The 23,979-nt window shown below is 72.1% G+C and carries 22 protein-coding genes and 1 pseudogene; 11 read left to right on the plus strand and 12 right to left on the minus strand.

All coding sequences use genetic code 11. The annotated features are described in order from the left end of the window. Nucleotides 1-24: 24 nt before the first annotated feature. The 3 genes from AC068Z_RS24265 to AC068Z_RS24275 all read left to right on the plus strand — a co-directional run bounded on the left by AC068Z_RS24265 (nucleotide 25) and on the right by AC068Z_RS24275 (nucleotide 1,950). Nucleotides 25-693: a 2OG-Fe(II) oxygenase gene (locus AC068Z_RS24265; RefSeq protein ID WP_478559213.1), complete on the plus strand. Its 669-nt coding sequence runs from the start codon at nucleotides 25-27 to the stop codon at nucleotides 691-693. Next, nucleotides 690-869, plus strand: coding sequence for a hypothetical protein (locus AC068Z_RS24270; protein ID WP_451723557.1), 180 nt, complete (start codon nucleotides 690-692; stop codon nucleotides 867-869). Before AC068Z_RS24265 ends, AC068Z_RS24270 begins: the two co-directional genes overlap by 4 nt. Nucleotides 870-978: 109 nt before the next feature. After that, nucleotides 979-1,950: an MvdC/MvdD family ATP grasp protein gene (locus AC068Z_RS24275; RefSeq protein WP_478559216.1), complete on the plus strand. Its 972-nt coding sequence runs from the start codon at nucleotides 979-981 to the stop codon at nucleotides 1,948-1,950. 7 nt (nucleotides 1,951-1,957) lie between these two features. Here the strand turns inward: AC068Z_RS24275 and AC068Z_RS24280 are convergent, their stop codons facing one another. Next, nucleotides 1,958-2,086 (minus strand): hypothetical protein, encoded by a 129-nt coding sequence (locus AC068Z_RS24280; protein WP_478559219.1) that lies wholly within the window; start codon nucleotides 2,084-2,086, stop codon nucleotides 1,958-1,960. Nucleotides 2,087-2,523: 437 nt separating this feature from the next. Between AC068Z_RS24280 and AC068Z_RS24285 the strand changes: the two genes are divergently transcribed. Then, nucleotides 2,524-4,296, plus strand: a complete 1,773-nt coding sequence (locus AC068Z_RS24285; RefSeq protein WP_478559222.1) for a helix-turn-helix domain-containing protein — start codon at nucleotides 2,524-2,526, stop codon at nucleotides 4,294-4,296. Nucleotides 4,297-4,303: 7 nt separating this feature from the next. Here AC068Z_RS24285 and AC068Z_RS24290 read toward each other — a convergent pair. Beyond that, nucleotides 4,304-6,786, minus strand: a pseudogene (locus AC068Z_RS24290) (alpha-L-arabinofuranosidase C-terminal domain-containing protein). A 137-nt stretch (nucleotides 6,787-6,923) separates the two neighbouring features. Here AC068Z_RS24290 and AC068Z_RS24295 point away from each other — a divergent pair. Genes AC068Z_RS24295 through AC068Z_RS24305 form a run of 3 tightly spaced genes read left to right on the plus strand, consistent with a single transcriptional unit; the run spans nucleotide 6,924 to nucleotide 8,489 of the window. Beyond that, on the plus strand, nucleotides 6,924-7,385 hold the full coding sequence (locus tag AC068Z_RS24295; RefSeq protein ID WP_478559225.1) for a DUF6314 family protein: 462 nt from the start codon (nucleotides 6,924-6,926) through the stop codon (nucleotides 7,383-7,385). Nucleotides 7,386-7,395: 10 nt separating this feature from the next. Then, complete coding sequence (locus AC068Z_RS24300; protein ID WP_478559228.1) at nucleotides 7,396-7,941, plus strand: DUF6461 domain-containing protein; 546 nt, start codon at nucleotides 7,396-7,398, stop codon at nucleotides 7,939-7,941. Then, nucleotides 7,938-8,489: a hypothetical protein gene (locus tag AC068Z_RS24305; protein ID WP_478559231.1), complete on the plus strand. Its 552-nt coding sequence runs from the start codon at nucleotides 7,938-7,940 to the stop codon at nucleotides 8,487-8,489. Before AC068Z_RS24300 ends, AC068Z_RS24305 begins: the two co-directional genes overlap by 4 nt. Here AC068Z_RS24305 and AC068Z_RS24310 read toward each other — a convergent pair. Together AC068Z_RS24310 and AC068Z_RS24315 are read right to left on the minus strand one after the other, a co-directional pair. Then, on the minus strand, nucleotides 8,478-9,071 hold the full coding sequence (locus tag AC068Z_RS24310) for a histidine phosphatase family protein (protein ID WP_478559234.1): 594 nt from the start codon (nucleotides 9,069-9,071) through the stop codon (nucleotides 8,478-8,480). The two genes, AC068Z_RS24305 and AC068Z_RS24310, sit on opposite strands and share 12 nt — an antisense overlap. Before the next feature lie 103 nt (nucleotides 9,072-9,174). After that, entirely contained in the window at nucleotides 9,175-10,629 is a 1,455-nt protein-coding gene (locus AC068Z_RS24315; protein WP_478559237.1) for an aminotransferase-like domain-containing protein, read from the minus strand. On the opposite strand from AC068Z_RS24315, the gene AC068Z_RS24320 reads away from it, so the two are divergent. Both AC068Z_RS24320 and AC068Z_RS24325 read left to right on the plus strand, forming a co-directional pair. After that, on the plus strand, nucleotides 10,628-11,551 hold the full coding sequence (locus tag AC068Z_RS24320) for a DMT family transporter (RefSeq protein WP_478559240.1): 924 nt from the start codon (nucleotides 10,628-10,630) through the stop codon (nucleotides 11,549-11,551). The genes AC068Z_RS24315 and AC068Z_RS24320 overlap by 2 nt on opposite strands. A 103-nt stretch (nucleotides 11,552-11,654) precedes the next feature. Next, complete coding sequence (locus tag AC068Z_RS24325; RefSeq protein WP_478559243.1) at nucleotides 11,655-11,852, plus strand: DUF1918 domain-containing protein; 198 nt, start codon at nucleotides 11,655-11,657, stop codon at nucleotides 11,850-11,852. A 22-nt stretch (nucleotides 11,853-11,874) separates the two neighbouring features. On the opposite strand, the gene AC068Z_RS24330 is transcribed toward AC068Z_RS24325, so the two are convergent. Further along, nucleotides 11,875-13,074 carry a glycoside hydrolase family 10-like protein gene (locus AC068Z_RS24330; RefSeq protein ID WP_478559246.1) on the minus strand — a complete coding sequence of 400 codons (1,200 nt, stop codon included), beginning with the start codon at nucleotides 13,072-13,074 and terminating at the stop codon, nucleotides 11,875-11,877. A 172-nt stretch (nucleotides 13,075-13,246) separates the two neighbouring features. Here AC068Z_RS24330 and AC068Z_RS24335 point away from each other — a divergent pair, with 172 nt between their 5' ends. Continuing rightward, a complete protein-coding gene (locus AC068Z_RS24335) occupies nucleotides 13,247-14,119 on the plus strand; it encodes a 3-hydroxybutyryl-CoA dehydrogenase (protein WP_478559249.1) in 873 nt (290 codons plus the stop codon). A 203-nt stretch (nucleotides 14,120-14,322) separates the two neighbouring features. Further along, the gene (locus tag AC068Z_RS24340; RefSeq protein WP_451723577.1) at nucleotides 14,323-14,580 is read left to right on the plus strand and encodes a hypothetical protein; all 258 of its coding nucleotides are present in this window, start codon (nucleotides 14,323-14,325) and stop codon (nucleotides 14,578-14,580) included. A gap of 23 nt (nucleotides 14,581-14,603) precedes the next feature. Here the strand turns inward: AC068Z_RS24340 and AC068Z_RS24345 are convergent, their stop codons facing one another. The 7 genes from AC068Z_RS24345 to AC068Z_RS24375 form a co-directional block, all read right to left on the minus strand. Further along, nucleotides 14,604-15,149, minus strand: a complete 546-nt coding sequence (locus AC068Z_RS24345; protein WP_478559252.1) for an NUDIX hydrolase — start codon at nucleotides 15,147-15,149, stop codon at nucleotides 14,604-14,606. Nucleotides 15,150-15,234: 85 nt separating this feature from the next. Then, nucleotides 15,235-16,575 (minus strand): NsdA family TPR-like regulatory protein, encoded by a 1,341-nt coding sequence (locus AC068Z_RS24350; RefSeq protein ID WP_451723580.1) that lies wholly within the window; start codon nucleotides 16,573-16,575, stop codon nucleotides 15,235-15,237. A gap of 221 nt (nucleotides 16,576-16,796) precedes the next feature. Further along, entirely contained in the window at nucleotides 16,797-17,855 is a 1,059-nt protein-coding gene (locus tag AC068Z_RS24355) for a PP2C family protein-serine/threonine phosphatase (RefSeq protein ID WP_478559255.1), read from the minus strand. Nucleotides 17,856-18,102: 247 nt separating this feature from the next. Further along, nucleotides 18,103-20,616: a phenylalanine--tRNA ligase subunit beta gene (pheT, locus tag AC068Z_RS24360; protein ID WP_478559258.1), complete on the minus strand. Its 2,514-nt coding sequence runs from the start codon at nucleotides 20,614-20,616 to the stop codon at nucleotides 18,103-18,105. Next, on the minus strand, nucleotides 20,616-21,737 hold the full coding sequence (gene pheS, locus AC068Z_RS24365) for a phenylalanine--tRNA ligase subunit alpha (RefSeq protein ID WP_478559261.1): 1,122 nt from the start codon (nucleotides 21,735-21,737) through the stop codon (nucleotides 20,616-20,618). Before pheS ends, pheT begins: the two co-directional genes overlap by 1 nt. Before the next feature lie 128 nt (nucleotides 21,738-21,865). Continuing rightward, nucleotides 21,866-23,002: a sensor histidine kinase gene (locus AC068Z_RS24370; protein WP_478559264.1), complete on the minus strand. Its 1,137-nt coding sequence runs from the start codon at nucleotides 23,000-23,002 to the stop codon at nucleotides 21,866-21,868. 115 nt (nucleotides 23,003-23,117) lie between these two features. Further along, nucleotides 23,118-23,960, minus strand: a complete 843-nt coding sequence (locus AC068Z_RS24375) for a TrmH family RNA methyltransferase (RefSeq protein ID WP_478559267.1) — start codon at nucleotides 23,958-23,960, stop codon at nucleotides 23,118-23,120. Nucleotides 23,961-23,979 lie beyond the last annotated feature (19 nt).

Below are 23,979 nucleotides of genomic sequence, written 5' to 3' on the forward strand. Positions count from 1 at the left end.
CTGGCAATAGGGGGGATCGATTCCATGGATCTTTACGCGAGCAAAATCGAGGAAACTCTGCACTCCTGGGACCGGCGCGGATTCAGTGTCGTGAGGGGTCTCTTCTCGGAGGAGGAGACGGCCGTCCTGCGGCAGGCGCTGGAGCGGGAGATCTCCCAGGAGCGCGCGCCCGCGCCGGAGGGCACGACCGTGTGGTCGGGCAGCCCCGTCTTCTACAGGGAGGCGACGGGACCGAGCGCGGGCGTGCGCACGCTGACCTACGTCGCGCGCTGCCATGACGTGATGCCGCACGCGCCGCTGGTGCGCAGGTTCACCGAGTTCCGCGGCCGGGTGGCCGGGAGCCTGCCGGGGGGAGCGGCCCAGCGGGGTTCGCGGGAGCGGCTGTGCACCTCACTGATCAGCATCCCGCGCGGGCGCCGCATCGACTGGCACACGGACACGGGTCCGGGCGCGCCGCCCGTCATCGCCGTACTGCACCTGTCGCGGCGCGGGATCGACTTCGAGGGCGGCGCGTTCGTCGTCCGCACACCCACCGAGCAGACCGTGAGCGCGCTCCCGGGGGACGTCGTCCTCTTCCCCTGGGACGCCTGGCACGCGGTCACGGAAGTCACCCGGGGAGAGCGCATGGTGCTGTCGTCCGGGTGGCTGAAGAAGCAGGACACCCAGCAGGGGAGAGGAGGTACGGAGAGATGAACGAGCCGCTTCAGGAGCAGCCCTTCGTGGTGCTGCTGGCAGGTTCGCCGACGGTCCGGCTGCCCGAGGGCGTGCAGTCCCGGTACGCCGGCACCGAGGTCGACGTGGCGGAGCTGACGGACGCCGCGCTCGTCGACGGCGCGTCGGGCCTCACCTTCGAGGGCCCGACCTTCTGAGCCGGAGACGATCCGGGCACCACACCCGGGGCTCCGGCGTGCGGCTCGACGGGGGTGCGCACGCCGGAGTCCCGGAGAAGTGGCCCAAGGCCCGGAGAAGTGAGGGGGCATGGCCCGCATTCTGATCCTCAGCCGCAGCGACCACGCCGAGGCGCGGGCGGTCCTGCGGCATCTCCCCGAGGACCGCGTGGTCTTCGTCGACGACGACGGCCTGCGCCGCGGGCTCCGCCTGACCTGGGACCTGGCCGATCCCGGCGACCCCTGGCTGGCCTGGGGCGACACCCGCTTCGCGGTGCGGGACATCGGCGGGGTGCTGTACCGGCCGGGGATGCGCCGGACACCGGACGGCCGGATCGTCGAGACGCTGCTACGGCCGCCCGAGGCGCTCGGCGACCGCTACGCCGACTTCGGACAGGCCGAGGCGGAGGCCCCGCTGCTGGGCTCCCTGCTCGGCAGCTCCGCGCGCTGGGTCAACTCCCCCGTCGCCGAGGCCGCCGCCGACCACAAGATGCGCCAGCTCGCACTCGCCCACACGGCCGGACTGACCGTGCCGCCCACCCTGGTGAGCAGCGATCCGCGGGAGCTGGCCGAGTTCTGGGAGCGGCAGGACGGGCAGGTGATCGTGAAGGCGATCGCGGCCCGCCCCGCGCTCACCCTCGGCACCCCGCTGCCCACCCGCCGGGTGCGGCGCGCCGATCTGACGGCCCTGGAAACGGGCGTGCCCGTGCCGACGCTGTTCCAGCGGCTGGTCCCGGCCCGCCTCGACCTACGCGTCACGATGGTCGGCCCGCGGACGTTCGCCACCGCCGTCCACAGCCAGGAGGGCACGAGCCCGCTCGACTGGCGGCTCGACCAGACGGTCCGCTTCACGCCGTACGACCTCCCGCCCGAGGTCCTGACCGCGCTGCACCGCCTGCGCGAGCGCCTGGGCCTGGTCTACGGCGCCGCCGATCTGCGCCTGACGCCCGAGGGCGAGTACGTCTTCCTGGAGATCAACCCGCAGGGTTCGTTCCTCTTCGTCGAGCAGCTCACCGGGGCGCCGGTCTCCCGGGCCCTGGCCGATGCGCTCACGTCGGCCTAGCAGCGCCCTAGCCGTCGAGGTCGGGCGGCCAGGCCAGGCGGGTTCCGCCGTGGCGTGCCGCGACCCGGCGCAGGAACCAGGCCTTGCGCAGGCCGGTCAGCGCCGCGCGGGCCATGACGGAGGCGTCGTAGGACATGAAGAAATACGGCCCCCACAACACATAGCCGTAATGAGTGAAATCATTTGCTTTACGGAACCTACTCGCGTCGACTTCCGCCGTCAGAATACGCAGACAACGCTTCTGTTCCCGGAGTGAGAGGTCGGCGAATTTGAGTTCGCCGCGCGGGCGTGGAGAAACTCCGTTCACTCGCTGAATAGACGGGGCAATGGGGTCCGGGGAACAGGCTTCCCCTTTCTCGGCCGACCGGTCCGCCGGCAGCCCCCGCTGTACCCGGCTCGCCGGCCCGCCTTGTCCGTCCCTGAACCCCATTGCCCGCCCCCGTACATCCTCTCGGCGCGGTCCGTGCGCCTTTCCAGCCAGGTTCCTCCGATCCGGCACAGGCCGGGAGCGATGAGGTGTTGCCAGGGCATATTTGGCAACAGCCGACGAACGCAGCGGGCTTGGGGGGCACCATGAGCGGGGTGGAGGAGGACGCGCAGGTCTTCGGCCGGGCGTTACGGCGGCGCCGGGTGGACGCGGGTCTCTCCCTGGCCGACCTGGCGGGCCTGGTGCACTGCAGCCGCGGCTTCCTCAGCCGCATCGAGAACGGCCACCGCCGGGTCTCCCGCGAGCTGGCCGAGCTGTGCGACACCGTGCTGGACGCCCACGGCGAACTGGCGGACCTGGTGACGGATCCGGAGCCGGAGACCGCCCGCAAGCCCCGGGACGCGGCCCGCAGGCGGCCTCCGGCGACCGCTCCGAAACGCCGAGTCGCCGGCGGGGGCACGGAGTTCGAACGGCTCCTGGAGCGCGGCGACCGCCGCTATCTGGCGGGCCGCATGGAGGAGGCGGACGAGCACTACCGGGAGGCGTACCGGCTGGCCGAGGGCGATCCCGAGGCCCGCGCGACGGCGACGGTACGGCTGGCGCGGCGGTGGTCGGATCCGGGCCGCGTCGACCACGAGCTGCTGCATCTGCTGCGCAGCGGTCTCGCCGCGCTGGCCGGCGCCGAGGGACCGGCCGCCGTCGGACTGCGCCTCCAGCTCAACGCCCACCTCGCCAAGAAGCTGTCCATGGGCATCAGCGAGGACACCGCGTGGCCGCCCGCGGGACCGGGCCGCGCCGCCGAGCTCGCCCGCCAGACGCTGGACGGACTCGCCGCCGCCGGCCTCGACGACGACACCCGCTGCGAGGTGCTGACCGAGTGCCGCTGGGGCCTGTACGACTTCCTGCCCGCCACCGAGTCACTGGCGCTGTCCTTACGGCTGCTGGACTGCGCGATGCGCGGCGGCTCGCCGTACTTCCGCGGCGAGGCCCTGATCGCGCTGGCCATCGACCAGTTGCGGGTCGGCCGGGTGCACGGCGCCGCCGGGACCCGCGCCCAGCACGCCCGGCACGCGGCCCGCACCCGCTCCACCCTGGCCGGCTGGCAGCAGTGCACCCTCGGAACCCTGTTCGACCTCTGGTACGGCCGTTTCGACTCGGCGAGCGACTGGATCTTCGGTGAGTCCCGGACCGTCGTGGCCGGTCTGGAGGCCGACCTCTCGGTTCCGGCGGACACGCTGCTTCAGACCCGGCTGGGCCAGGCGTACTGGCTGCTGCGCGAGCGCGGCCGGATGGCGGAGCTGTTCAGCTCCGAGCTGGCCCAAGGGGTGGAGCGGCACGGCTACTTCCCCGTCTGGCGGGCGGGGCTGGCGTTCGCGCTGTGCGAGGTGGGCGAGCACGGGGAGGCGGCGGACCGGCTGCTGGCGCTGGCCCGGGAGAGCGACGGGTTCACCCGCGTGCCGCCGGACGGCTGGACCGTGCCGGCGCTGTTCCTGCTCGCCGAGGTGTGCGCGGCGCTGGACACCCGGGGCGGTCACGAGGCGACGCTCGCCGAGGTGGTGCCCGCGCTGCGCCGGCGTCTTGTCCGGGTGCCGCAGGGGATCGCGCTCGCGGGCTGGCCGGTGGTGCTGCTGGGGCCGACGGACCGGGCGGTGGGCCTGCTGGAGCTGGTGGCGGGTGATGCGGTCGCCGCCCTCGGCCGGTTCCGGCAGGCGGAGCGGCTGGTCGTCGGCTCCTCTCCGCCGCACACGGCAAGGGCCCGCGCCGAACAGGCACGGGCCCTGCTGCGGCTGCCGCCCGGCCGCCGGGACACGGATCCGGTCGCCTTGCTCCGGGCGGCCCTGACGACCGCGGAGTCGCACGGCATGGAGTCGTTGGCGGAGCGGTGCCGGGCCCTGCTCGCGGGGCAGGGCCCGGACTGACGTACGGCTACCTCGGCGGGATCCTCAGGAAGGTGACCGAGTTGGCCGGGAAGGTGTACGTGAACTTCGCCGCGACCCCCGTGAGGGTGGACGTCACCGGCGTGACCGGCGTGTTCGTCTCGGAGTTCACCGAGTCCGGCTCGCCCGCCAGCGTGGTCACCCGGGCCCGGGAGGCGACCTTGGCGCCGCCGAGGTCGACGGCCGTACGGGCGTCCGCGGACTGGGCGTTGACGACCTTGACGATGAGGTCACCGGTCCGGGCGTCCTTGGTGACGACCTGGCGGAACGGCTCGGCCGGCTTGTCGTCGGTGAAGCTGCCCCACTCCTGGCCGTCGAGGTAGAGGGTCACCTGGCGGCCGCGCACCTTGATGTCGATGTCGTAGGCGCGGCCGGTCTCGATCGATCCGGCCTTGGAGATCAGCGTCGACTTCCCGCCGTCCACGGCCTGTTCGACCGCGGAGGAGGTGTTGTTCCAGCCGCCCAGGTTCCACCAGTAGTAGTTGCCGGTGTCCTTGACGCCGAAGGCGACGAGGAAGCCCTCCTTGCCGGACTTCTTGGTGGCCTTCACATGCAGGTCGTAGTCCTGCCAGCCCGGGTCGCCGGCGGTGACCAGGGTGTTCTCGGCGGCGGCGTCGCTCTGGACGTAGGCCCCGTCCTGGATGCTCCAGCTGCCGGTGCCGTTGTGCGTCCACCGCGAGGCGTCACCGGAGAAGTCGTCGCTCAGGAGCGACGTCCCGTCGGCCGCGGTCACCTTCACATCATCGTACGCCGCACTGGTCGCCCAGGTCGAGAGGCCGACGGCGCCGGTGATCGGGCCGCTGACGGTGGGGGTGCCCGTCGCGGTGGAGGGGACGACGCGGTCGCCGACGTTGTTCATGAACAGCTTCTGGACCTCGTAGTTGGCGGAGTTCCAGGAGGCGTGGTTGTTGAACCAGATCAGGTCGGGCCGCCACTGGACGTAGTCCTCGTTGGCGAGCAGCGGGGCGTACGAGGCGAGCTTGACGACGTCGGCGTTGCGCTCCAGGCCGGTCATGAAAGCGGCTTCGGCGAGGGCGTTCTTGAGGGCGTTGCCCTGGGAGGCGTACTCGCCGAGGAAGACCTTGGGGCCGTTCCGGTCGTAGGTGTCGTAGCGGTCGTTGTTCTGCAGGAACCACTGTGGGCTGTTGTAGTAGTGCTCGTCGACCAGGTCGACGCCGGCCTCGCGGTTCATCTTCCAGAGGCTGTCGAAGGTCGAACCGGTGTCGTCGGGGCCGGAGTTGGAGACCACGGTGATGTCCGGGTACTCGGCCTCGACGGCCGCGCGGAACTTCACGAAGTTGGCGAAGAACTCGACCGGCAGGTTCTCCTCGTTGCCGACGCCGAGGTGGGTCAGGCCGAAGGGCTTCGGGTGGCCCATCTGGGCGCGCTTCTTGCCCCAGGTGCTGGTCACCGGGCCGTTGGCGAACTCGATGAGGTCCAGGGTGTCCTGGATGTGCCGCTGGAGCAGTGCTCGTCGTCGGTGGCCCGGTTCTGGCCGCAGCCGGTGACGAGCGCGGGGACGACGGGCAGCGGCATGGCGCCGATGTCCTCGGCGAAGCGGAAGTACTCGTAGTAGCCGAGGCCGTAACTCTGGTTGTAGCCCCAGAAGTTGGCGTTGGTGGCGCGCTCCTCCACCGGGCCGATGGTGTCCTTCCACTGGTAGGAGCGCTTGCGCTGCCAGCCGGAGGACTCGCTGTAGTCCTGCATGGAGCCGGTGTTGACCAGGCATCCGCCGGGGAAGCGGACGAACCCCGGGTTCAGGGCCTCGATCTTCTGGGCGAGGTCCTTGCGCAGGCCGTTGGCCTGGCCCTTGTAGGTGTCGCGCGGGAAGAGGGAGACCATGTCGAGCGCCGCCGCGCCCGAGGAGGCGACGGCGAGGCGGCCGTGGGAGCTGGTGCGGTTCGCGGTGAAGGTGGCCGTGTACTTCCGCCAGCCGCCGGAGACGGCGACCTGCCGGGCGGTCGCGAGGGTGCCCGCCGCGTCCTTCAGGCCGACGGTGAGGGTGCTGCCGGCTTCGGCGCGGGCCCACACGGAGAAGTCGTACCGCTTGCCCTGCTCGACGCGGACGCCGGTGTTGTAGCCCGCGTTGGTGACGGCCGAACCGGCGCCCAGCGAGAGGTAGTTGCGGTTGCGCTCGTTCAGCCGTCCGGAGTCGTCGCGGACCTCGGCGGTGCCGGAGACCGCCCAGGAGGTGAGCGGGGTGTACGAGCCGTTGTCGGCGGTGGAGTACTCGAAGGACCGGTTCTGCACGAGCTCGGCGTACAGACCGCCGTCGGCGGCCCGGTTGATGTCCTCGAAGAAGACGCCGTACATGGTGTCGTCGATCTTCGCGCCCCGGGCGGTCGGGTCGACGGTGATCGCGTAGTCGGTGACGTCCTCGGCGTGCGCGGGTACCGGGACCAGGCCTGCGGACGCCACCAGGAAGGCGGTGGCGCCGAGACCGAGTCTCCAGCGGGTGCGGGTGCGTGACATGGATGCTCCGCGGCTCGATGTGGCTTCACTGTTCGAAATATCAGACATTGACCAGTAGCTCGAACGGCAAGATAGGGAGGGGGCAGGAGCGCGTCAATGGGTCGCGCAGGAACGGACGGGACGGGGTCGCGGGCACCATGGGCGAGTTCTGGCCAGTGCGGGATGCGCTGGAGTATCTGGCGGGCTCCTGGCGCGTGCGCCGCTCCGTGCGGGACCACGCGAGCGGTGAGCGCGGCGAGTTCGGCGGTACGACGGTTTTCGGCCCGTTGGAGAGCGGCGGGCTGCTGCACGAGGAGACCGGCACGTTCGTGTGGCGGGGCGTGGCCCGGCCCGCGGAGCGGACGCTGCGCTTCCTGCCCGGGAGCGCCCCCGGCACCGCCGACGTCCGCTTCGCCGACGGCCGCCCCTTCCACGATCTGGACCTCACCGCCGGGCGGCACATCGCCGACCACCCCTGCGCGGCCGACCTGTACCGGGGCGAGTTCACCGTCCTCGACGCCGGCCACTGGCGGACGGTCTGGCGGGTGCGCGGTCCCGCGAAGGACCTCGTCCTGACCACCGACTACACCCGCGAACCGATTGTCGGTGCCGCGCCCTAGAGTGCCCGGCATGACCAACTGGACCAGGGATTCCTACGACCACCACGAGGTGAACGTCGTCTTCGCGCGCGGCACTTCACCCGACGCGCTCGCCTCGGGGCTGCGCGCCCTCGACCGGGAGCCGCTCGACCAGGGCGAGGGGAACGGCTGGACCTGGGCGGTGCACGACATGCTCAACGCGGAGATCGAGGACTTCGACCCCGTGGACTACCGGCGCGTGTGCCCGGCCGGCAGCGAACTGGTCGTCCTGGTCACCGAGCCGTGCAGCGCCAAGGCGTTCCCGCCGGACTTCTCGTACTACCGGGACGGCCGACTCGTCGTGCACTTCAGCTTCGAGGACCCCGGCCAGCGTGTGGGCGACAACCCCGACCACCTCTCCCCCGAACTGCTGGCGGCGAAGATCATCGGCCCCGACGCGTACTGCCCGCACGAGGACGACGAGACCCACGCCTGCTGGGAGCACGCGAGCGAGGACCGGATACGCCTCATGCGGACGCTGTCCGACTTCTTCACGCTGCCCTCGCCGCCGCTCGCCGCGGAGGTGACGGCACGATGACCCGGCTGCCCCCGAACACCTTCGCCACCTTCTGCAGGGGCCTGGACCGGCCCGCCCTGTCCGACGTCTTCACCCGGGCCGGGCTGCCCGCCGCCGCCGAGGGCACCTCGTCCGGCTGGGCCTGGCTGACCCACCAGAACGTCACGGGAGACGACGTGCGGACCCTGGCGCGGGACCTCACCGGCTACCGGTACGTGGACCTGGCGGGCGGACCGGACCGGGTGGAAACGGTGTTCCTCGCCTCCACCCCCGCCTGCGCCTGCCCGCACGGGCAGCACTACCTGGTTCCGCACTGCCCCGAGCACCCGTTCCAGGTCAGCCACAGCCGGGGCGGCTTCGAGCAGCTGTATCTGAACGTGGGCGGACGCCGTGAGTCGCGGCGCGGCGGCGGCCGGTCCGACCATCTGCTGCCCGAACTGCTGGCCGCGGGCATCGTCGGCCGGGACACCGCGCGCTACGACGCCGACCCGGACTTCAACGCCGACGGCGCCCACACCCGCCGGATCGTCGCGGAGCACTTCGGGCTGCCCGCGGAGCTACGTCCGTGAGGCCTCGGCCGACGCCCCGTCGAACCGCAGGTTCCAGCGGCCCGCCCGGCCGGTGACGGTCGTCGTCGACAACGGTCGGACGTCGAGGTTCCAGTAGGTCGCGGGCGGCGCCTTCAGGGCGTACACCAGGGCGGCGCGGATCACCGAGGGCTCGGCGACGGCGACGATCCGGCCGCCGTCGCCGACCGGCCGGGTGTCGAGCCAGCCCCCGACCCGGCCGATGAAGGCCAGCAGGGACTCACCGCCGTGCGGGGTGGAGCGCGGGTCCGCGAGCCAGGCGTCGACCGCCTCCGGCTCGCGGGCCATCGCCTCACCCAGCGTCAGCCCACCCCAGCGACCCATGTCGCAGTCCCGCAGGGCGAGTTGCACCAGTGGCGCGTAGCCCAGGGCGTCGCCGGTGGCGCGGCAGCGCGGGGTGGGCGAGCAGTAGCGCAGCTCGGCGGCCGACAGCGGGACCAGATCGTGGGCGACGCGCTGCACCTCGTCCCAGCCGGCCTGGTCCAGCGGACGGTCGTCCTGGAACCGCTCGGTGAGCAGCGAGGAGCTGCGCGCGGCGGCGACGAACGTGACCCGAAGTGACATGCCGCGATGGTGATTCGCGAAAGTGCGCAGGTCAAGAGGCGTTGCCTCGGAGTTACCGAGGGTGGGCGAACCCTTACCTCGCGGTCAGGACGACCCGGACAACTCAGCGTTTTCCGCCGCCGACGGCACCGACCTCGGCGCAGGCCACCCGCAGCCGTCGTACCCCTTCGGCGATCTCCCCCGTCCCGGCGACCGCCGCGAAGCTCAGGCGCAGATGGGCGGCGGGGGGTTCGGCGCTGAAGTACGGGCGGCCGGGGGTGATCGCGACGCCTGTGCGCAGGGCGGCCGCGGTCAGCGCCGCCTCGTCGGTCCCGTCGGGCAGGCGGGGCCAGAGGTGGTAGCCGCCGGAGGGGATGTGCGGCAGGGCCAGTTCGGGCAGCTCGCTCAGGAGGGCCGCCGTCATCGCGTCCCGGCGGAGCCTCAGCTCACTGGAGATCGTGCGCAGATGGCGGGGCCAGGCGGGCGATCCGACCAGTTCCAGGGCCGCCTCCTGCAGCGGCCGGGGCACGAAGAAGGTGTCGACGACCTGGATCGCGCGCAGCCGCTCCAGCACCGGTCCCCGTGCGGCCAGCGCGCTGACCCGGAAGCTCGGCGAGGTCGCCTTGGTCAGGGAGCCGACGTGCACGACGACGCCGTCGGGATCGTCGGCGGCCAGCGGCCTGGGCAACGGCCCCGCGTCCTCGTGCACCAGCCGTCGTACGAAGTCGTCCTCCACGACGAAGGCGCCGGCCTCTCGGGCGATGCGCAGCACCTCGGCGCGCCGCTCGGGGGCGAGCACGGCGCCGGTGGGGTTCTGGAAGAGCGGCTGGCAGACGAAGACCCGGGCGCCGGTGGCCCGGAACGCGTCGGCGAGCAGCGCGGGACGTACCCCGTCGGCGTCGACCGGCACCGGCACGGGACGCAGGCCCGCGGCCCGTGCGATGGCCAGCATGCCGGGGTAGGTGGGCGACTCCACCAGGACCGGGGCGCCGGGCGGCGCGAGCGCGCGCAGGGCGGTGGTGAGCGCCGACTGGCCGCCGGAGGTGACCAGCACCTCGGCCGCCGTGACCGCGCCGCCGATGCTACGGGCGAACCACTCGCGCAGCTCCGGCAGCCCCTCCATGGGCGGCCGACCCCAGGCCCCGGGGCGGCGTCCGGCCCGGGAGAGCGCCGCCGCCATGGCCCGTTCCGGCTGCAGGGAGGGGTGCAGATAGCCGCCGTTGAACTCGATCACGCCCGGCGGGGGCGCGGCGAGCGAGACCAGGACGCCGGAGGCGTCCACCGAGCGCGGCACCAGTTCCGCGGCCCCGTCCGCGCTGAGCGAGACCTCCTGCCAGGAGGTGTCCCCGGCGGGCGCGGCCTCGGCGCGCGGCCGGGCCCGGAAGGCTCCGGCGCCGGGCCGGGTCACCACCAGACCCTCGGCCGCCAGCTGGGCGAGGGCCCGCGAGACGGTCACCGGGCTCACCCGGAACCGCTCGACGAGGGCCCGGCTCGACGGGAGCTTTCCACCGAACGAGTAGCGGTCCAACTCCCGCCGCAATTGATCCGCCAGCTCACCCACACTGCTACGCTCTTGCATGACAGCAAAGAGTAGCGCTATCGCAGAGAACCGGATAGCGGTCAGCACCCCGGCCGGGACGACCCCGGCAGCGGCCGGCACCCTCCTCGCCGCGCTCGGCGTGATCGCCTTCTCCCTCACCTTCCCCGCCACCGCCTGGGGCCTGGAGGGCTTCGGCCCCTGGTCGCTGGTGGCCGTGCGCGTTGTCCTCGCCGCGCTGCTCGCCGGTGGCTGTCTGCTGGCGCTGCGCGTACCGCTGCCGGACCGTGCGCACTGGGCGGGGATCGGGGTCGTGGCGGCCGGAGTGGTGGTCGGCTTCCCGCTGCTGACCACGCTCGCGCTCCAGACGTCCACGACCGCGCACGCGGCCGTCGTGGTGGGTCTCCTCCCGCTGACCACCGCCCTGTTCTCCGCCCTGCGCATGGGCACCCGGCCCTCGCGCACCTTCTGGGCCGCGGCCCTCGCGGGTGCCGCCGCGGTGGTGGCCTTCACCGTGCAGCAGAGCGGTGGCGCCCTGACCACCGCCGATCTGTATCTCTTCGCGGCCCTGCTGGTGTGCGCGGCCGGCTACACCGAGGGCGGCCGGCTGGCCCGGGTCATGCCGGGCTGGCAGGTCATCGGCTGGGCGCTGGTGCTGTGCCTCCCGCTGTCCGTGCCCGCCGCCGCGTTCGCGCTCACGCAGGAGCCCGTCGCGCTCACCGCGCACAGCGTGACCGGAGTGCTGTGGGTGGCCGCCGGATCGCAGTTCCTCGGCCTCGTCGTCTGGTACCGGGGCATGGCCGCCATCGGCATCCCCAAGGCCAGCCAGTTGCAGTTGGCCCAGCCGCTGCTCACACTGGTGTGGTCGGTGCTGCTGCTGGGCGAGCATCTGACAGTGGCCGCTCCCCTGACGGCCGCGGCGGTGCTCGTGTGCATCGCCGTCACCCAACGGGCACGCGGCTGAGTGGGCCTTACGACCCCCGTACGACCCACTTCCCAGCGCCGCCCCGGGCCGTAGACTCAAGGCCACGGACCGCTGCTCCCGCTTTCGCTGAGGAGGCCTCCAGATGCGTGCAACCGTGGGCGACCAGCTTGTTCAGCACGGCAGGGTGGTCGGACAGCACGACAAGGTCGGCGAGATCGTCGAAGTTCTGGGCGACAAGGGCAACCCGCCCTACCGCGTCCGCTTCGACGACGGGCACGAGGGCATCTGCTCACCGGGCCCGGACACCGAGATCAAGCACCGGAACACCAGCCCCATGTAGGTCCGCGCGGGGGCGACGCCGGTCACCGGTAGTGGTCGGCGACCACCCGCGCCATGGCCCCGATGGGATCCGCCGCCACCTCCCGGGCGGAGAAGAACACATGCCCGCGCGCCTCCGGGTGCCGCGCGGCCAGGCTCAGATGCCGGGACAGCTCGGCCGGGTCCTGCCAGGCGGCGGCCTGCGCCGGGTCGCCCGCCCGGTACAGCCCCTCCCCGAGGCAGAGCTGTGTCGCCGTGCCCCGTACTGTCTGCGCCCACCAGGGCAGGAGTACGGCGTAGTCGGCGGCGGAGTGGCCGATGTGCCAGTACAGCTGGGGGCAGATGTAGTCGACCCAGTTCTCCCTGACCCACTTCCGGGTGTCCGCGTAGAGATCGTCGTACGCCTGGAGCGCCCCGGTGTCGGAGCCGCGTGCGTCGGTGCTCGCGTTGCGCCACACCCCGAAGGGGCTGATCCCGAACCGGGTGCCCGGGCGGACCTTCTCGATCCCGGCCCTCATCCCGGACACCAGGCGGTCGGTGTTGTCGCGCCGCCAGGCCGCCCGGCTCGCGAAGCCGCCGCCGTAGCGGTCGTAGGCCGCGTCGTCGTCGAAGGTCTGGCCCGCCGCCGGATACGGATAGAAGTAGTCGTCGAAGTGCACGGCGTCCACGGCGTACTTGCCCACCGCGTCCAGCATCGCCTGCTGCACGAAGGCGCGGACCTCGGGCAGGCCCGGGTTGTAGTAGAGCCTCCCGCCGAAGCGCACCACCCAGTCGGGACGGCGCCGGGCCGGGTGCGAGGCGGCGAGCCTGGCCGGATCCGTGTGGTCGGCGATCCGGTACGGGTTGAACCAGGCGTGCAGCTCCAGACCGCGCGCGTGCGCCTCCCGGACCGCCGTGCCGAGCGGGTCCCAGCCGGGCGCCCTGCCCTGGGTGCCGGTCAGCACCTCCGACCAGGGCTCGTGCGGAGAGGGCCAGAGCGCGTCCGCGGCGGGCCGCACCTGGAAGATCACCGTGTTCAGCCGCTGCCGTACCGCCGTGTCGAGGTGCGCGATCAGTTCGGCCCGCTGCGCCGCCGCGGTCAGCCCCGGCCGGGACGGCCAGTCCCGGTTCATCACCGTGGCCAGCCACATGCCCCGCATCTCGCCGGGCGGTTTCCGCCGCCTCGGCGCGGCGGACGCCCCCGACCCCGTCGTCAGGGTCGCCAGTGCCGCCACGGCGAAGGCCCGACGCGTGACTCGCCCCATCCTCTGCACCCCCTGTCGCCCTGCGGATCCGCGCCGTCACGGACCGTCTTCGGGCCCCAGGATGCCCGACCCCGGCGATCGATCATCGATACTTGGGGGTAACGTGCACGAACGGAGCAGGCACCGGAACCCGGGATCCTGCCCCCAGCCGAAGTTCAGCGAAAGGGACGATGTGACGTACCCCGCGGGAGATATTGCACGCGTCGGAGTGGTGGGCTGCGGCCAGATGGGAGCGGGCATCGCCGAGGTGTGCGCGCGGGCCGGCCTGGACGTGAAGGTCGCCGAGACCACCGGCGAGGCCCTGGAGATCGGCCGTACCCGGCTGTTCAACTCCCTGACCAAGGCCGCTGAACGCGGCAAGATCACCGACGCGGAGCTGGCGTCGACGCAGGCGCGCCTGAGCTTCACCACCGACCTCGGGGAGTTCGCCGACCGCGATCTGGTGATCGAGGCCGTCGTGGAGAACGAGCAGGTCAAGACCGAGATCTTCCAGGTGCTGGACCAGGTCGTGACCCGGCCGGACGCGATCCTGGCCTCCAACACCTCCTCCATCCCGCTGGTGAAGCTCGCGGTCGCCACCTCGCGCCCCGACCAGGTCATCGGCATCCACTTCTTCAACCCCGCCCCGGTGCAGCAGCTCGTCGAGCTGATCCCGGCCCTCACCACCTCCGAGGGCACGATCAGCCGCGCCCAGGCCTTCGCCGAGAAGCTGCTCGGCAAGCACGCCATCCGCGCCCAGGACCGCTCGGGCTTCGTGGTGAACGCGCTGCTGATCCCCTACCTGCTCTCCGCGATCCGGATGTTCGAGTCGGGCATCGCGAGCCGCGAGGACATCGACAACGGCATGGAGCTCGGCTGCGCCCACCCGATGGGCCCGCTGAAGCTGGCCGACCTGATCGGCCTGGACACGGTCGCCTCGGTGGCGTTCTCCATGTACGAGGAGTACAAGGAGCCGCTGTACGCCGCTCCCCCGCTGCTGCAGCGCATGGTCGACGCCGGCCGTCTGGGCCGTAAGTCCGGTTCGGGCTTCTACACCTACGGCTGATTACGCACGGTCAGATTTCGGCCAAGCGCACGGGCCCGGCACCCCTTGGGTGCCGGGCCCGCGTCATTCACACACCGTGTGCGCGCCGGGCTCGCATATGCCCGTCGCACACTCTCCCCACGTGCCCACCAGGCGAGTTGACTCGTCACGCGCATGCAAGAGCGCTCGCAAGGGATGTGACGACTACGGAAAGGAGCGGACTCGTGACCGCCGACCCCGAGCATCCCGTGGTCCATGGAGAACTCGCAGAGTTACGCCGACGCCTCGACGTGGCCTATGCCCGCGTCGAGGGCGGTCTGGCCCTGCTCAGTCACCGAACCGAGGAAACCGACAAGGAACTCGACGATCTGGCCGCACGGATCGTCGCCCTGGAACACTCACGCTGGCCCCTGCCCGCGGTCGCCGCACTGACCGCGCTGGGCGCACTCGTCGTGGCGATCTGGCAGGCCTTCGGCCACTAGCTCACCGGGCGCGATGGGGGGGATCAGGGCAAAGCGTCCTGCCCGAGCCTGAGGTGGTGCAGCAGGAGTAACGCGGCCGCCATGTTGGCGGCCGGGACCTCCCCACGGGCGACCATGTCGGGGACGAGCTTGAGGGGGACCCATTCCCGGCGGTCCGACTCGAAGTCGTCCACGGGGTGCCCGACGTACTCACCCTCGTCGGCCCAGTAGATGTGGTGCCGGGCGTCGGTGAGTCCGTTGGACGGCTCCACGCTCATGAGGTGATGCAGGGGTCCCGGCCGCCAGCCGGTCTCCTCCTCCAGTTCCCTGGCGGCCGCTACGGCGATGTCCTCGCCGTCCTCGACCACTCCGGCCGCGAGTTCCCACCCCCAGCTGTCGGTGATGAACCGGTGGCGCCACAGAAGCAGGACCTCGTTCGCCTCGTTGACCACCGTGGCCACGGCGACCGGCCGCAGCCTTATCAGGAAGTGATCCAGGTGCCGGCCGTCGGGCAGCTCCACGTCTGCCAGGTTGACGGTGAACCAGCGGTTTTCATACACAGTTTGTTCGTTCTGTTTCGTCCACTGCACGGTTCTGCCACCTTCCGTCGAGTAAGTGGCAATATCGCAGCAGGGACTATGAGGTGTCGGTGTTCGGGTACCTCCCCGCACCGGCTCAGAGCGGTACGCGCAGCGCTCCGTCGATGAGTTCGGCGGCCTCGGAGGTGCCCGCGCCGCCGCTGCGCACGAGATGCTCGCGTACCGCGCGGAGTCTGTCGCGCAGGCGCTGGGACTCCATCCCTCTGGCCTGTTCGGCCATCTGCACGGCGGTGGCCACCGCCTTGTCGGCATGGCCCTGCCGCAGCTCGATCGTGCTGAGCATGGCGAGCCGGTGCACCCGGCCCCGGTCGTGGGCGGGATTGTCGACGGCCGCCGCGGCGTGCTCGCCGGCCGCCGCCAGTTCGCCCAGGCTGAGCAGTGCCTCCGCCACCTGGACATTGACGAGGCCCGGCTGGACATAGCCCGTCTCGTCGGGCTCGTATCCGCGCCGGATGCGTTCGGCGGCCTGCTCGGCCCGCCGGATGCAGGACAGCGCGCTCGTGCCGTCGCCGAGGTGGGCGTACGCCTTCGCCTGCATCGCGTACAGGTCGGAGGCGAGCGCCGGGGTGATGTGCTTGCCCGCGGCCCGCAGCGCGGCCTCCGCGAAGGCGACGGCCTGCCGGAACTCCCGCATGAACAGGGCCTGGTTGACGAGCAGGGCGATCACGTAGGCGCCGAGACCCCGGTCGCCGCTGGCCTTCGCGAGGCGCAGCGCCTGGTGGAAGTAGCGCTGGGCGAGGCCGTGCGCGTCCGAGTCGTACGCGCAGATGCCCGCGATCGCCACCAACCCGCCCGTGGCCCGGTGCAGTTGACGCCCGGTGGCGTCGGTGTAGCTGCCGCGCAGCAGCGGGGCCGCCTCGGCGTTGAGGAAGCCGACGATCCGGGTGCGGGTCGCCATGCCGCCCGCCTTGCGGTACATCTGCTCGTAATGGGTGCGGGCGGCGCGCAGCATGTCGATGTCGGCGGAGGTCACCCGGTGCCGCCCGCCGCGGGAGACGTCCACGTCCTCGGGCGGGTTCTCCCACTCCCACACCGGCATCACGGCGGGGGTGCCGGTGACGGCGGGGGCGCCGAGTATGTGCGGGCGCTGCTGTTCGTCGGAGCGCCACAGGGCCGTGGCCCGCTCGACGAACCCGGACAGCGAGGTGCCGTGCGGGGCGGAGGGCTCACCGGGGACGCCGAGTCCGATGTCGTCGAGGGTGACGGGTCGTTGGAGCCGTCCCGCCAGCACCTCGCAGATCAGGTCGGGGACTTGGCCGCGCGGCCGCTGGCCCTTCAACCACCGCGCCACGGCGGTGTGTTCGTACCTCAGCGTCAGGCCGCGCGCCCGGCCCGCCTGGTTCACGTGTGCCGCAAGCCCCGCGTGCGAGATCCCGGCCTCGTCCAGAATCGCGTCGAGCAGAGTGTTGGGCTGCATGGGTGCCCCCCGGGTGGCTCGGTGCCGTCAGAGTAGTGGTTCCGCCTTCACACGGGGTGTGAACGGAGTGCTCGAATCCGGGCTGTGCGCGCACTGTCGCGGAGAGTTCCCAACCGGTTGACTGAAATGCCTCGCAAGAGGCCGGCCGGGCCGCCGGCTCCCCCTCGTACAGTGCGGCGGCCCCGCCGGGGGCTGAGCCGGTGCGAGTCGTCGCTGGGGCATCAAAGGTGCGTTGTCGGCTGCGGGTTCATGGTGGCCGGTCGCGCCCCGGCGGCGGAGCCGCCTATGTCAGAGCCTCGCGCCCCTATGAGGTGGGTTCTGTCGTTCCGTAGGACCAGAAGCGCGATGTCGTCCGCTGGCGTGCCTCCCGCATGGCGCATCAGCGCGCTCATGACCGTACGCAGAACCTGCTGTGGAGAGCAGGGCTGAGAGTGCACGGCGCCCTCCAAGGCCGCGCGCAGCGAAAAGAATCGGCCACGCGCGTCACGGGCGTCTTCCGCACCGTCCGTGTACAACGCCAGGGACTCGCCCGGGAGCAAAGGGCCGCGGGAGGTGGCCGTCAGTTCAGGCGGCAGGGGAAAGGGACCCAGCGGCGGAAGCGGATCCTCCCGAGCCAACTGTTCCACCTTCGATCCGCTGATCAAGTACGGCCAGGGGTGACCGCAGTTGAGGACGTGCAGATCTCCGTCAGCGCGGATCTCCAGCAACAGAACCGTCGCGAACTCCTCGGCCACGGGGTACTCGTCCCGCGACCGCTCCCGCAGATGCCGGTCCAACGCCCGCTCCAGGCGCCGCAGCACCCGCCCCAGATCCGGTTCGTCATGGACCGCCTCGCGGAAGCTGCCGAGGAGGGCCGCCGCCGTGCCGACGGCGGCGATGCCGTGGCCTCGGACGTCGCCCATCACCACCCGTACGCCGTGTTCGGTGGCGATGACCTCGTACAGGTCGCCGCCCACACAGGCGCCGCGGTCGGCGGAGAGCTGGGCGGCGGCGACGTTCAGCCCGTCGATCCGTGGCGGCAGCGGCCGTAGCAGCGCGCTCTGCGCGACTCCGGCGACCCGGCGGATCTGCCGCAGCTCACGCACGAGGGCCTGCCGGACATGGAGTATCAGGCCGGTGCCGACGGCGAAGAAGACGGCACTGGTGACCGCGCGTGCCCCGATGCCGTCCTGCTGGGCGAGCGGACAGGTGAGCTTGTACGTGATCGCCATCGCGCCCCAGGCGGTGGGCAGCCCCAGCGCGAGCAGCCGACGGGGAAACACAGCCTTGATGCGGATCATGCCGATGGCCCCCCATTAGGCCCCGTCGACGCGGAATCGGACCGACCCCGAAAGGCCGGTCCGATTCTGTCGACCAATGACCCGGAAGAACCACGTCGCCCAGAAATCTCACCCCATCGAGTGAGGTGACCCACGAGGGTGGGGCGGCGAAGCCCGCCCCACAGGGCGCGGGGACCTGCGCGACAAGCCACGACGAATGCGCAGCCGCCGACGAACAGCAACCCGCCGCCCCGTAGGGCGACCCGGCCTACCCCCGGAGCACCGCGCCCGTACGCTCGCCCGCCAGGGCGACCGCCGCATCGCGGGCCGCCGAGGCCTCGTCGACGGTCAGCGTGCGGTCCGACGCCCGGAAGCGAAGCGCGTACGCCAGCGACTTCCTGCCGTCGCCCAGCTGCTCCTCGTTCTCGTAGACGTCGAACAGGCGGATGGCCTCCAGGAGTTCACCCGCGCCGTCCCGCAGCGCCGCCTCGACCTCGGCCGCCGGCACCGGCTTGTCGACCACGAGGGCGACGTCCTGCGTGGCGACCGGGAAGGAGGAGATGCTCGGCGCCTGCGGCACACCGTCGCCGACCTGCTCCAGGGCGTCCAGGTCCAGCTCCATCGCGCAGGTGCGCGCGGGCAGACTCAGCGCCTTGAGCACCCGCGGGTGCAGCTCACCGGCGTGGCCCACGACCCGCTCGGCGCCGTCGACGACGACCGCCAGCTCGGCGCACCGGCCCGGGTGCCACGGCCCGTACTGTCCGGACCGCACGATCAGCTCGGCGCCCGCCTCCGCGGCGACGGCCCGCGCGGCCTGCACCGCGTCGGCCCAGCCCGCCGGACGGCCCGCGCCCCACCAGCCGGTCTGCTCGCGGGCGCCCGCGAGGACGACGGCGACATGGCGCGGCTGCTCGGGCAGCACGGAGTTGAGCTCGGCGATCTCCTCGTCCGTCGGACGCCGGTCCACGGGCAGGTGGACGGCGGTCCGCTGCTCCTCACGCGGAAGGAAGACCAGGCCGGTCTCGAACAGCGCGAGGTCGTGCGAGCCCCGGCCGTCGTTGCGGCGCAGGGCGCCCAGCAGACCCGGCAGCAGCGACGTACGGAGCGCGGGCTCCTCGTCGTTGAGCGGGTTGGTGAGCTTCACGACCCGGCGGGCGGGGTCGTCGGCGTCGAGGCCCAGCTGGTCGAAGACCTGCTCGCCGATGAAGGGGTAGTTCGGCGCCTCGACGTACCCGGCGCCGGCCAGCGCGCGGCCGACCCGGCGGTGCAGCCGCTGGCGGTGCGTCAGACCGCGGCCGGACGGCGGCTTGGGCAGCGTGGAGGGCAGGTTCTCGTAGCCCTCGAGCCGGATGACCTCCTCGGCCAGGTCGTTCTGCTCCAGCAGGTCGGGCCGCCAGGACGGGACGGTGACGATCAGCTCGTCCTGCCCGTACACGTCGCAGCCGACTTCCTGGAGGCGGCGGACGACGGTCTCCCGGCCGTAGTCGACGCCCGCGACCTTGTCGGGGTGGTTCGCCGGGACCGTGATGGTGTGCGGCGCGGAGGGCGCGACGACCTCGGTGACCCCGGCCTCGGCGGTGCCGCCCGCGAGCAGCACCAGCAGGTCGACCGTGCGCTGCGCCGCCGCGGCGGCGGCCGCCGGGTCGACACCGCGCTCGAAGCGACGGGACGCCTCCGAGGACAGCTTGTGCCGGCGCGCGGTGCGCGCGATGGCGACCTGGTCGAAGTGGGCCGCCTCGATCACGACGTCGGAGGTGGCGTTCTCCAGGTCCTCGTGGTCGGCGATCTCGGTGTTGGCGCCGCCCATGACACCGGCGAGGCCGATGGGACCGCGGTCGTCGGTGATGACGAGGTCCTCGGCGTGCAGCTTCCGCTCGACGCCGTCGAGGGTGACGATCTTCTCGCCCTCGGCCGCCCGGCGGACGCCGATGGTGCCCTGCACCAGGCTTCGGTCGTAGGCGTGCAGCGGCTGGCCGAGCTCCATCATCACGTAGTTGGTGACGTCGACGGCGAGCGAGATCGGGCGCATGCCGACCTTCTGCAGCCGGCGCTTCAGCCAGATCGGGGAGCGCGCCTCGGGGCTCAGACCGGTGACCGTACGGGCCGTGAAGCGGTCGCAGCCGACCGGGTCGGAGACCTGGACCGGGTAGCCGAAGGCGTTCGGGCCCGGTACGTCGAGCAGTGCCGGGTCGCGCAGCGGCAGCCCGTAGGCGATGGCGGTCTCGCGGGCCACACCGCGGATGGACAGGCAGTCGCCGCGGTTCGCGGTGACGGCGATGTCCAGGACCTCGTCGACCAGTTCGAGCAGTTCGACGGCGTCCTTGCCGACCTCGGTCTCCGGGGGCAGCACGATGATGCCCTTGGTGCCGTCGTCGCCCATGCCCAGCTCGTCGCTGGAGCAGATCATGCCGTGCGAGTTGCGGCCGTAGGTCTTGCGCGCGGAGATCGCGAAGCCGCCGGGCAGCTCGGCGCCCGGGAGCACGACCACGACCTTGTCGCCGACCTGGAAGTTCCGGGCGCCGCAGACGATCTCCTGGGGCTCACCGGTGCCGTTGGCCGTGCCGACGTCGACGGTGCAGAAGCGGATCGGCTTCTTGAAGCCCTCCAGCTCCTCGATGGTCAGCACCTGGCCGACGACCAGGGGGCCCTTGAGGCCGTCGCCGAGCTGCTCGACCGTCTCGACCTCGAGGCCGGCCGCGATGAGCTTGGCCTGGACGTCGCGGCCGGTCTCGGTGGCCGGCAGGTCGACGTACTCCCGCAGCCAAGAAAGCGGGACCCGCATCAGATCTCCATCCCGAACGGCCGGGTGAACCGGACGTCACCCTCGACCATGTCTCGCATGTCCTCGACGTTGTGGCGGAACATCAGCATCCGCTCGATGCCGAACCCGAAGGCGAAGCCGCTGTACTTCTCCGGGTCGACGCCGCAGGCGGTGAGCACCCGCGGGTTGACCATGCCGCAGCCGCCCAGCTCGATCCAGCCCTCGCTGGAGCAGGTACGGCAGGGCCGGTCGGGGTTGCCGACGGACTCGCCGCGGCAGACGTAGCACACCATGTCCATCTCGGCGGACGGCTCGGTGAAGGGGAAGAAGTTGGGCCGCAGCCGGGTCTTCATGCCCTCGCCGAACAGGGACTGCACCATGTGGTCCAGGGTGCCCTTGAGGTCCGCCATCGTGAGGCCCTCGTCCACCGCGAGCAGCTCGACCTGGTGGAAGACCGGGGTGTGGGTGGCGTCCAGCTCGTCGGTGCGGTACACGCGGCCGGGGCAGATCACGTAGACCGGCAGCTCACGGTCGAGCAGCGAGCGGATCTGTACCGGCGAGGTGTGGGTGCGCAGCACGACACCGGACTCGGTGCCGCCCCGCGGGCCCTCGACGAAGAAGGTGTCCGCCTCACCGCGCGCCGGGTGGTCCGGGCCGATGTTGAGGGCGTCGAAGTTGAACCACTCGGCCTCGACCTGGGGGCCCTCGGCGACCTCGTAGCCCATGGCCACGAAGATGTCCTCGATGCGCTCCGAGAGCGTGGTCAGCGGGTGGCGGGCGCCGGCCGGCACGCGGTCGTACGGCAGCGTGACGTCCACCGCCTCCTCGACGAGCACGCGCTGGTCGCGCTCGGCCTCCAGCTCGGCCTGGCGGGCGGCCAGGGCCTTGTTCACGGCGCCGCGGGCCTGGCCGACCAGCTTTCCGGCGGCGGCCTTGGCGTGCGGGGGCAGGGCGCCGATCTCGCGGTTGGCGAGGGCCAGCGGGGAGGTGCCGCCGGTGTGGGCGACCTTGGCCTCCTGGAGCGCGTCGAGGGAGCCTGCGGCGGCGAAGGCGGCGAGCGCCTCGTCCCGCATGCGCTCGATCTCTTCCGGTTTCAACGCCTCGACCTCGACAGGGTCGTACGACTTATTGGGTGCCGACATCTCTTCCCGTGCTTCCGTTTGGCTGGCGGATGGTCCCCGTGACCGGCGCTCTTCAGCCGTGTGCAGGACACAAAGGTGCCAAAGGCCGAGTCTAACGGGGTGAGGGTGTACGAATGCGCCCGCGGCCGTCAGGCGAGATACGCCGGAGCGGCCACGGGCAACGTAAATCGGAACTCGGCGCCGCCACCGGTGGCGCGGCCGACCGTGATGGTGCCGCCGTGGGCCTCGACGATGCCCTTGACGATGTAGAGCCCGAGGCCGGTGCCACCGCGCTTGCTGCCCCGCCAGAAGCGGGTGAAGACGCGGTTCATGGACTCCTCCGGGATGCCGGACCCCTCGTCGCTCACGGTGACCGACGTGCCGGCGTCCTCGCCCTCCCGGGGGGACGCCGTGGGCGTGACGTCAATCGTGACGGTTCCCTCGCCGTGCCGCACCGCATTTTCCAGCAGGTTGCTGAGCACCTGATCGATCTTGTCGGGGTCGGCCCACAGGTCGGGCAGCGGCTGCTGCAGGCGGAGCAGGAAGCGGTCGGCGGGCTGCCCCGCGGCGACGTACGCCTGGATGTGCCGGCCGACGGCGGCGCCGATGTCCACCGGCTGGCGCCGCACCTCCAGGCGCCCGCTGTCGATCCGCGAGATGTCGAGCAGCTCGGCGATGAGCCGGGTGACCCGGTCGGCGTCGGCGTCGACGGTCTCCAGCATCAGCCGCTTCTGGTCGTCGGTGAACCTCTCCCACTTGGCGAGCAGGGTGGCGGTGAAGCCCTTGACGGAGGTGAGCGGCGAACGCAGCTCGTGCGCGACGGTGGCGATCAGCTCGGCGTGGCTGCGCTCGGTGCGGCGGCGGGCCTCGGTGTCCCGCAGGGAGACGACGACGCGGCGGACGGGGCCGGTGGGCTCGGCGCGGACGTACTTCACCGAGACGAGGACCTCGCGGCCGCCCGGCAGCAGCAGGTTCCGCTCGGGCTGGCGGACCCGGATGGCGAGTCCGCCGTAGGGATCGGTGAGCTGCCACCAGCGGCGGCCCTCCAGATCCTCTAACGGCAGCGCCTTCTCCAGCCGTTGCCCGAGGGCCTCGGCGGCGGGGACGGCGGTGATGCGCGCGGCGGCGGCGTTGAAGCAGACGACACGGCCGTGCTCGTCGGCCACGACGAGGCCGTCGGGGAGATCGTCGGGGTCGAGACCGAGCTCGGCGAGCTCACCGGACCGGGGCGCGGGCGGGCGTCGCACGTCCCGTGCTCCCGGTGCGCTGCTCGTGCCGACACTCATCCCCGTACCCCACCTCTCACGACGGCTGAGGGGCCCCGAGCTGGTCACCCTACTAGCCCCTGCCGCCGGATTCCCGTCGTCCGCCCGGGGCAGGCGGGAATCCGGCGGCAGGGGCTCAGCTCTCGGCGACGGAGCGGCACCCTCCGGAGGCGCGCTGCGCACGGGCCGACGCATAGAGACATACGGCGGCGGCGGTGGCGAGGTTCAGGCTCTCGGCCTTTCCGTGGATCGGGACGCGCACGACGGCGTCCGCGAGCGCGCGGGTCTCCTCCGGGAGCCCCCAGGCCTCGTTGCCGAACACCCAGGCGGTCGGTCCGCCCATGGTGCCCTTGTCGAGCTCGTCGTCGAGATCCCGGTCCCCGGCGCCGTCCGCGGCGAGGATCCGCACCCCGGCCTCCTTGAGCCCGGCGACGGCCCGCTCGACCGGCACGCCCACGGCCACGGGCAGATGGAACAGCGAACCGACGGAGGCGCGTACGGCCTTGGGGTTGTACAGGTCGACGGACGCGTCGGTCAGTACGACGGCCTCGGCGCCGGCGGCGTCGGCGCACCGCAGCACGGTCCCGGCGTTCCCGGGGTCCCGCACATGCGCGAGCACGGCGACGAGCCGGGGGCGGGCGGCGAGGATCTCCTCGAAGGGCGTGTCGAGGAACCGGCAGACCCCGACGAGGCCCTGCGGGGTGACGGTGGTGGAGATGTCGGCGATGACCTCGTCGGAGGCGAGGTGGACGCGGGCCCCGACCGCGCGGGCCTCGCCGATGATGTCGGCGTACCGCTCCGCGGCCTCGACGGTGGCGAACAGCTCGACGAGTCCCTGCCCGGCGGCCTCCCGCACCGCCTGCGGCCCCTCGGCGAGAAACAGCCGGTCCTTCCCCCGGAAGTTCCGCTTCGCCAGCCGCCGGGCGGCGGAGACGCGGGGGGAACGGGGGGAGATCAGCTCGGGGCTGGCCGCGACCATGCAACTCACCTTCAGAAGT

The organism is Streptomyces sp. NPDC043726, from assembly GCF_056436565.1.

Excerpts from the sequence above, each read along its gene's own strand:
- AC068Z_RS24270 (WP_451723557.1), top strand. The coding sequence starts at position 690 with ATGAACGAGCCGCTTCAGGAGCAGCCCTTCGTGGTGCTGCTGGCAGGT.
- AC068Z_RS24330 (WP_478559246.1), bottom strand. The coding sequence starts at position 13,074 with ATGGGGCGAGTCACGCGTCGGGCCTTCGCCGTGGCGGCACTGGCGACC.
- AC068Z_RS24275 (WP_478559216.1), top strand. The coding sequence starts at position 979 with ATGGCCCGCATTCTGATCCTCAGCCGCAGCGACCACGCCGAGGCGCGG.
- AC068Z_RS24325 (WP_478559243.1), top strand. The coding sequence starts at position 11,655 with ATGCGTGCAACCGTGGGCGACCAGCTTGTTCAGCACGGCAGGGTGGTC.
- AC068Z_RS24355 (WP_478559255.1), bottom strand. The coding sequence starts at position 17,855 with ATGATCCGCATCAAGGCTGTGTTTCCCCGTCGGCTGCTCGCGCTGGGG.
- AC068Z_RS24285 (WP_478559222.1), top strand. The coding sequence starts at position 2,524 with ATGAGCGGGGTGGAGGAGGACGCGCAGGTCTTCGGCCGGGCGTTACGG.
- AC068Z_RS24315 (WP_478559237.1), bottom strand. The coding sequence starts at position 10,629 with ATGCAAGAGCGTAGCAGTGTGGGTGAGCTGGCGGATCAATTGCGGCGG.
- pheT (WP_478559258.1), bottom strand. The coding sequence starts at position 20,616 with ATGCGGGTCCCGCTTTCTTGGCTGCGGGAGTACGTCGACCTGCCGGCC.
- AC068Z_RS24295 (WP_478559225.1), top strand. The coding sequence starts at position 6,924 with ATGGGCGAGTTCTGGCCAGTGCGGGATGCGCTGGAGTATCTGGCGGGC.
- AC068Z_RS24350 (WP_451723580.1), bottom strand. The coding sequence starts at position 16,575 with ATGCAGCCCAACACTCTGCTCGACGCGATTCTGGACGAGGCCGGGATC.
- AC068Z_RS24305 (WP_478559231.1), top strand. The coding sequence starts at position 7,938 with ATGACCCGGCTGCCCCCGAACACCTTCGCCACCTTCTGCAGGGGCCTG.
- AC068Z_RS24320 (WP_478559240.1), top strand. The coding sequence starts at position 10,628 with ATGACAGCAAAGAGTAGCGCTATCGCAGAGAACCGGATAGCGGTCAGC.
- AC068Z_RS24370 (WP_478559264.1), bottom strand. The coding sequence starts at position 23,002 with ATGAGTGTCGGCACGAGCAGCGCACCGGGAGCACGGGACGTGCGACGC.
- AC068Z_RS24300 (WP_478559228.1), top strand. The coding sequence starts at position 7,396 with ATGACCAACTGGACCAGGGATTCCTACGACCACCACGAGGTGAACGTC.
- AC068Z_RS24265 (WP_478559213.1), top strand. The coding sequence starts at position 25 with ATGGATCTTTACGCGAGCAAAATCGAGGAAACTCTGCACTCCTGGGAC.
- pheS (WP_478559261.1), bottom strand. The coding sequence starts at position 21,737 with ATGTCGGCACCCAATAAGTCGTACGACCCTGTCGAGGTCGAGGCGTTG.
- AC068Z_RS24310 (WP_478559234.1), bottom strand. The coding sequence starts at position 9,071 with ATGTCACTTCGGGTCACGTTCGTCGCCGCCGCGCGCAGCTCCTCGCTG.
- AC068Z_RS24375 (WP_478559267.1), bottom strand. The coding sequence starts at position 23,960 with ATGGTCGCGGCCAGCCCCGAGCTGATCTCCCCCCGTTCCCCCCGCGTC.
- AC068Z_RS24280 (WP_478559219.1), bottom strand. The coding sequence starts at position 2,086 with ATGTCCTACGACGCCTCCGTCATGGCCCGCGCGGCGCTGACCGGCCTG.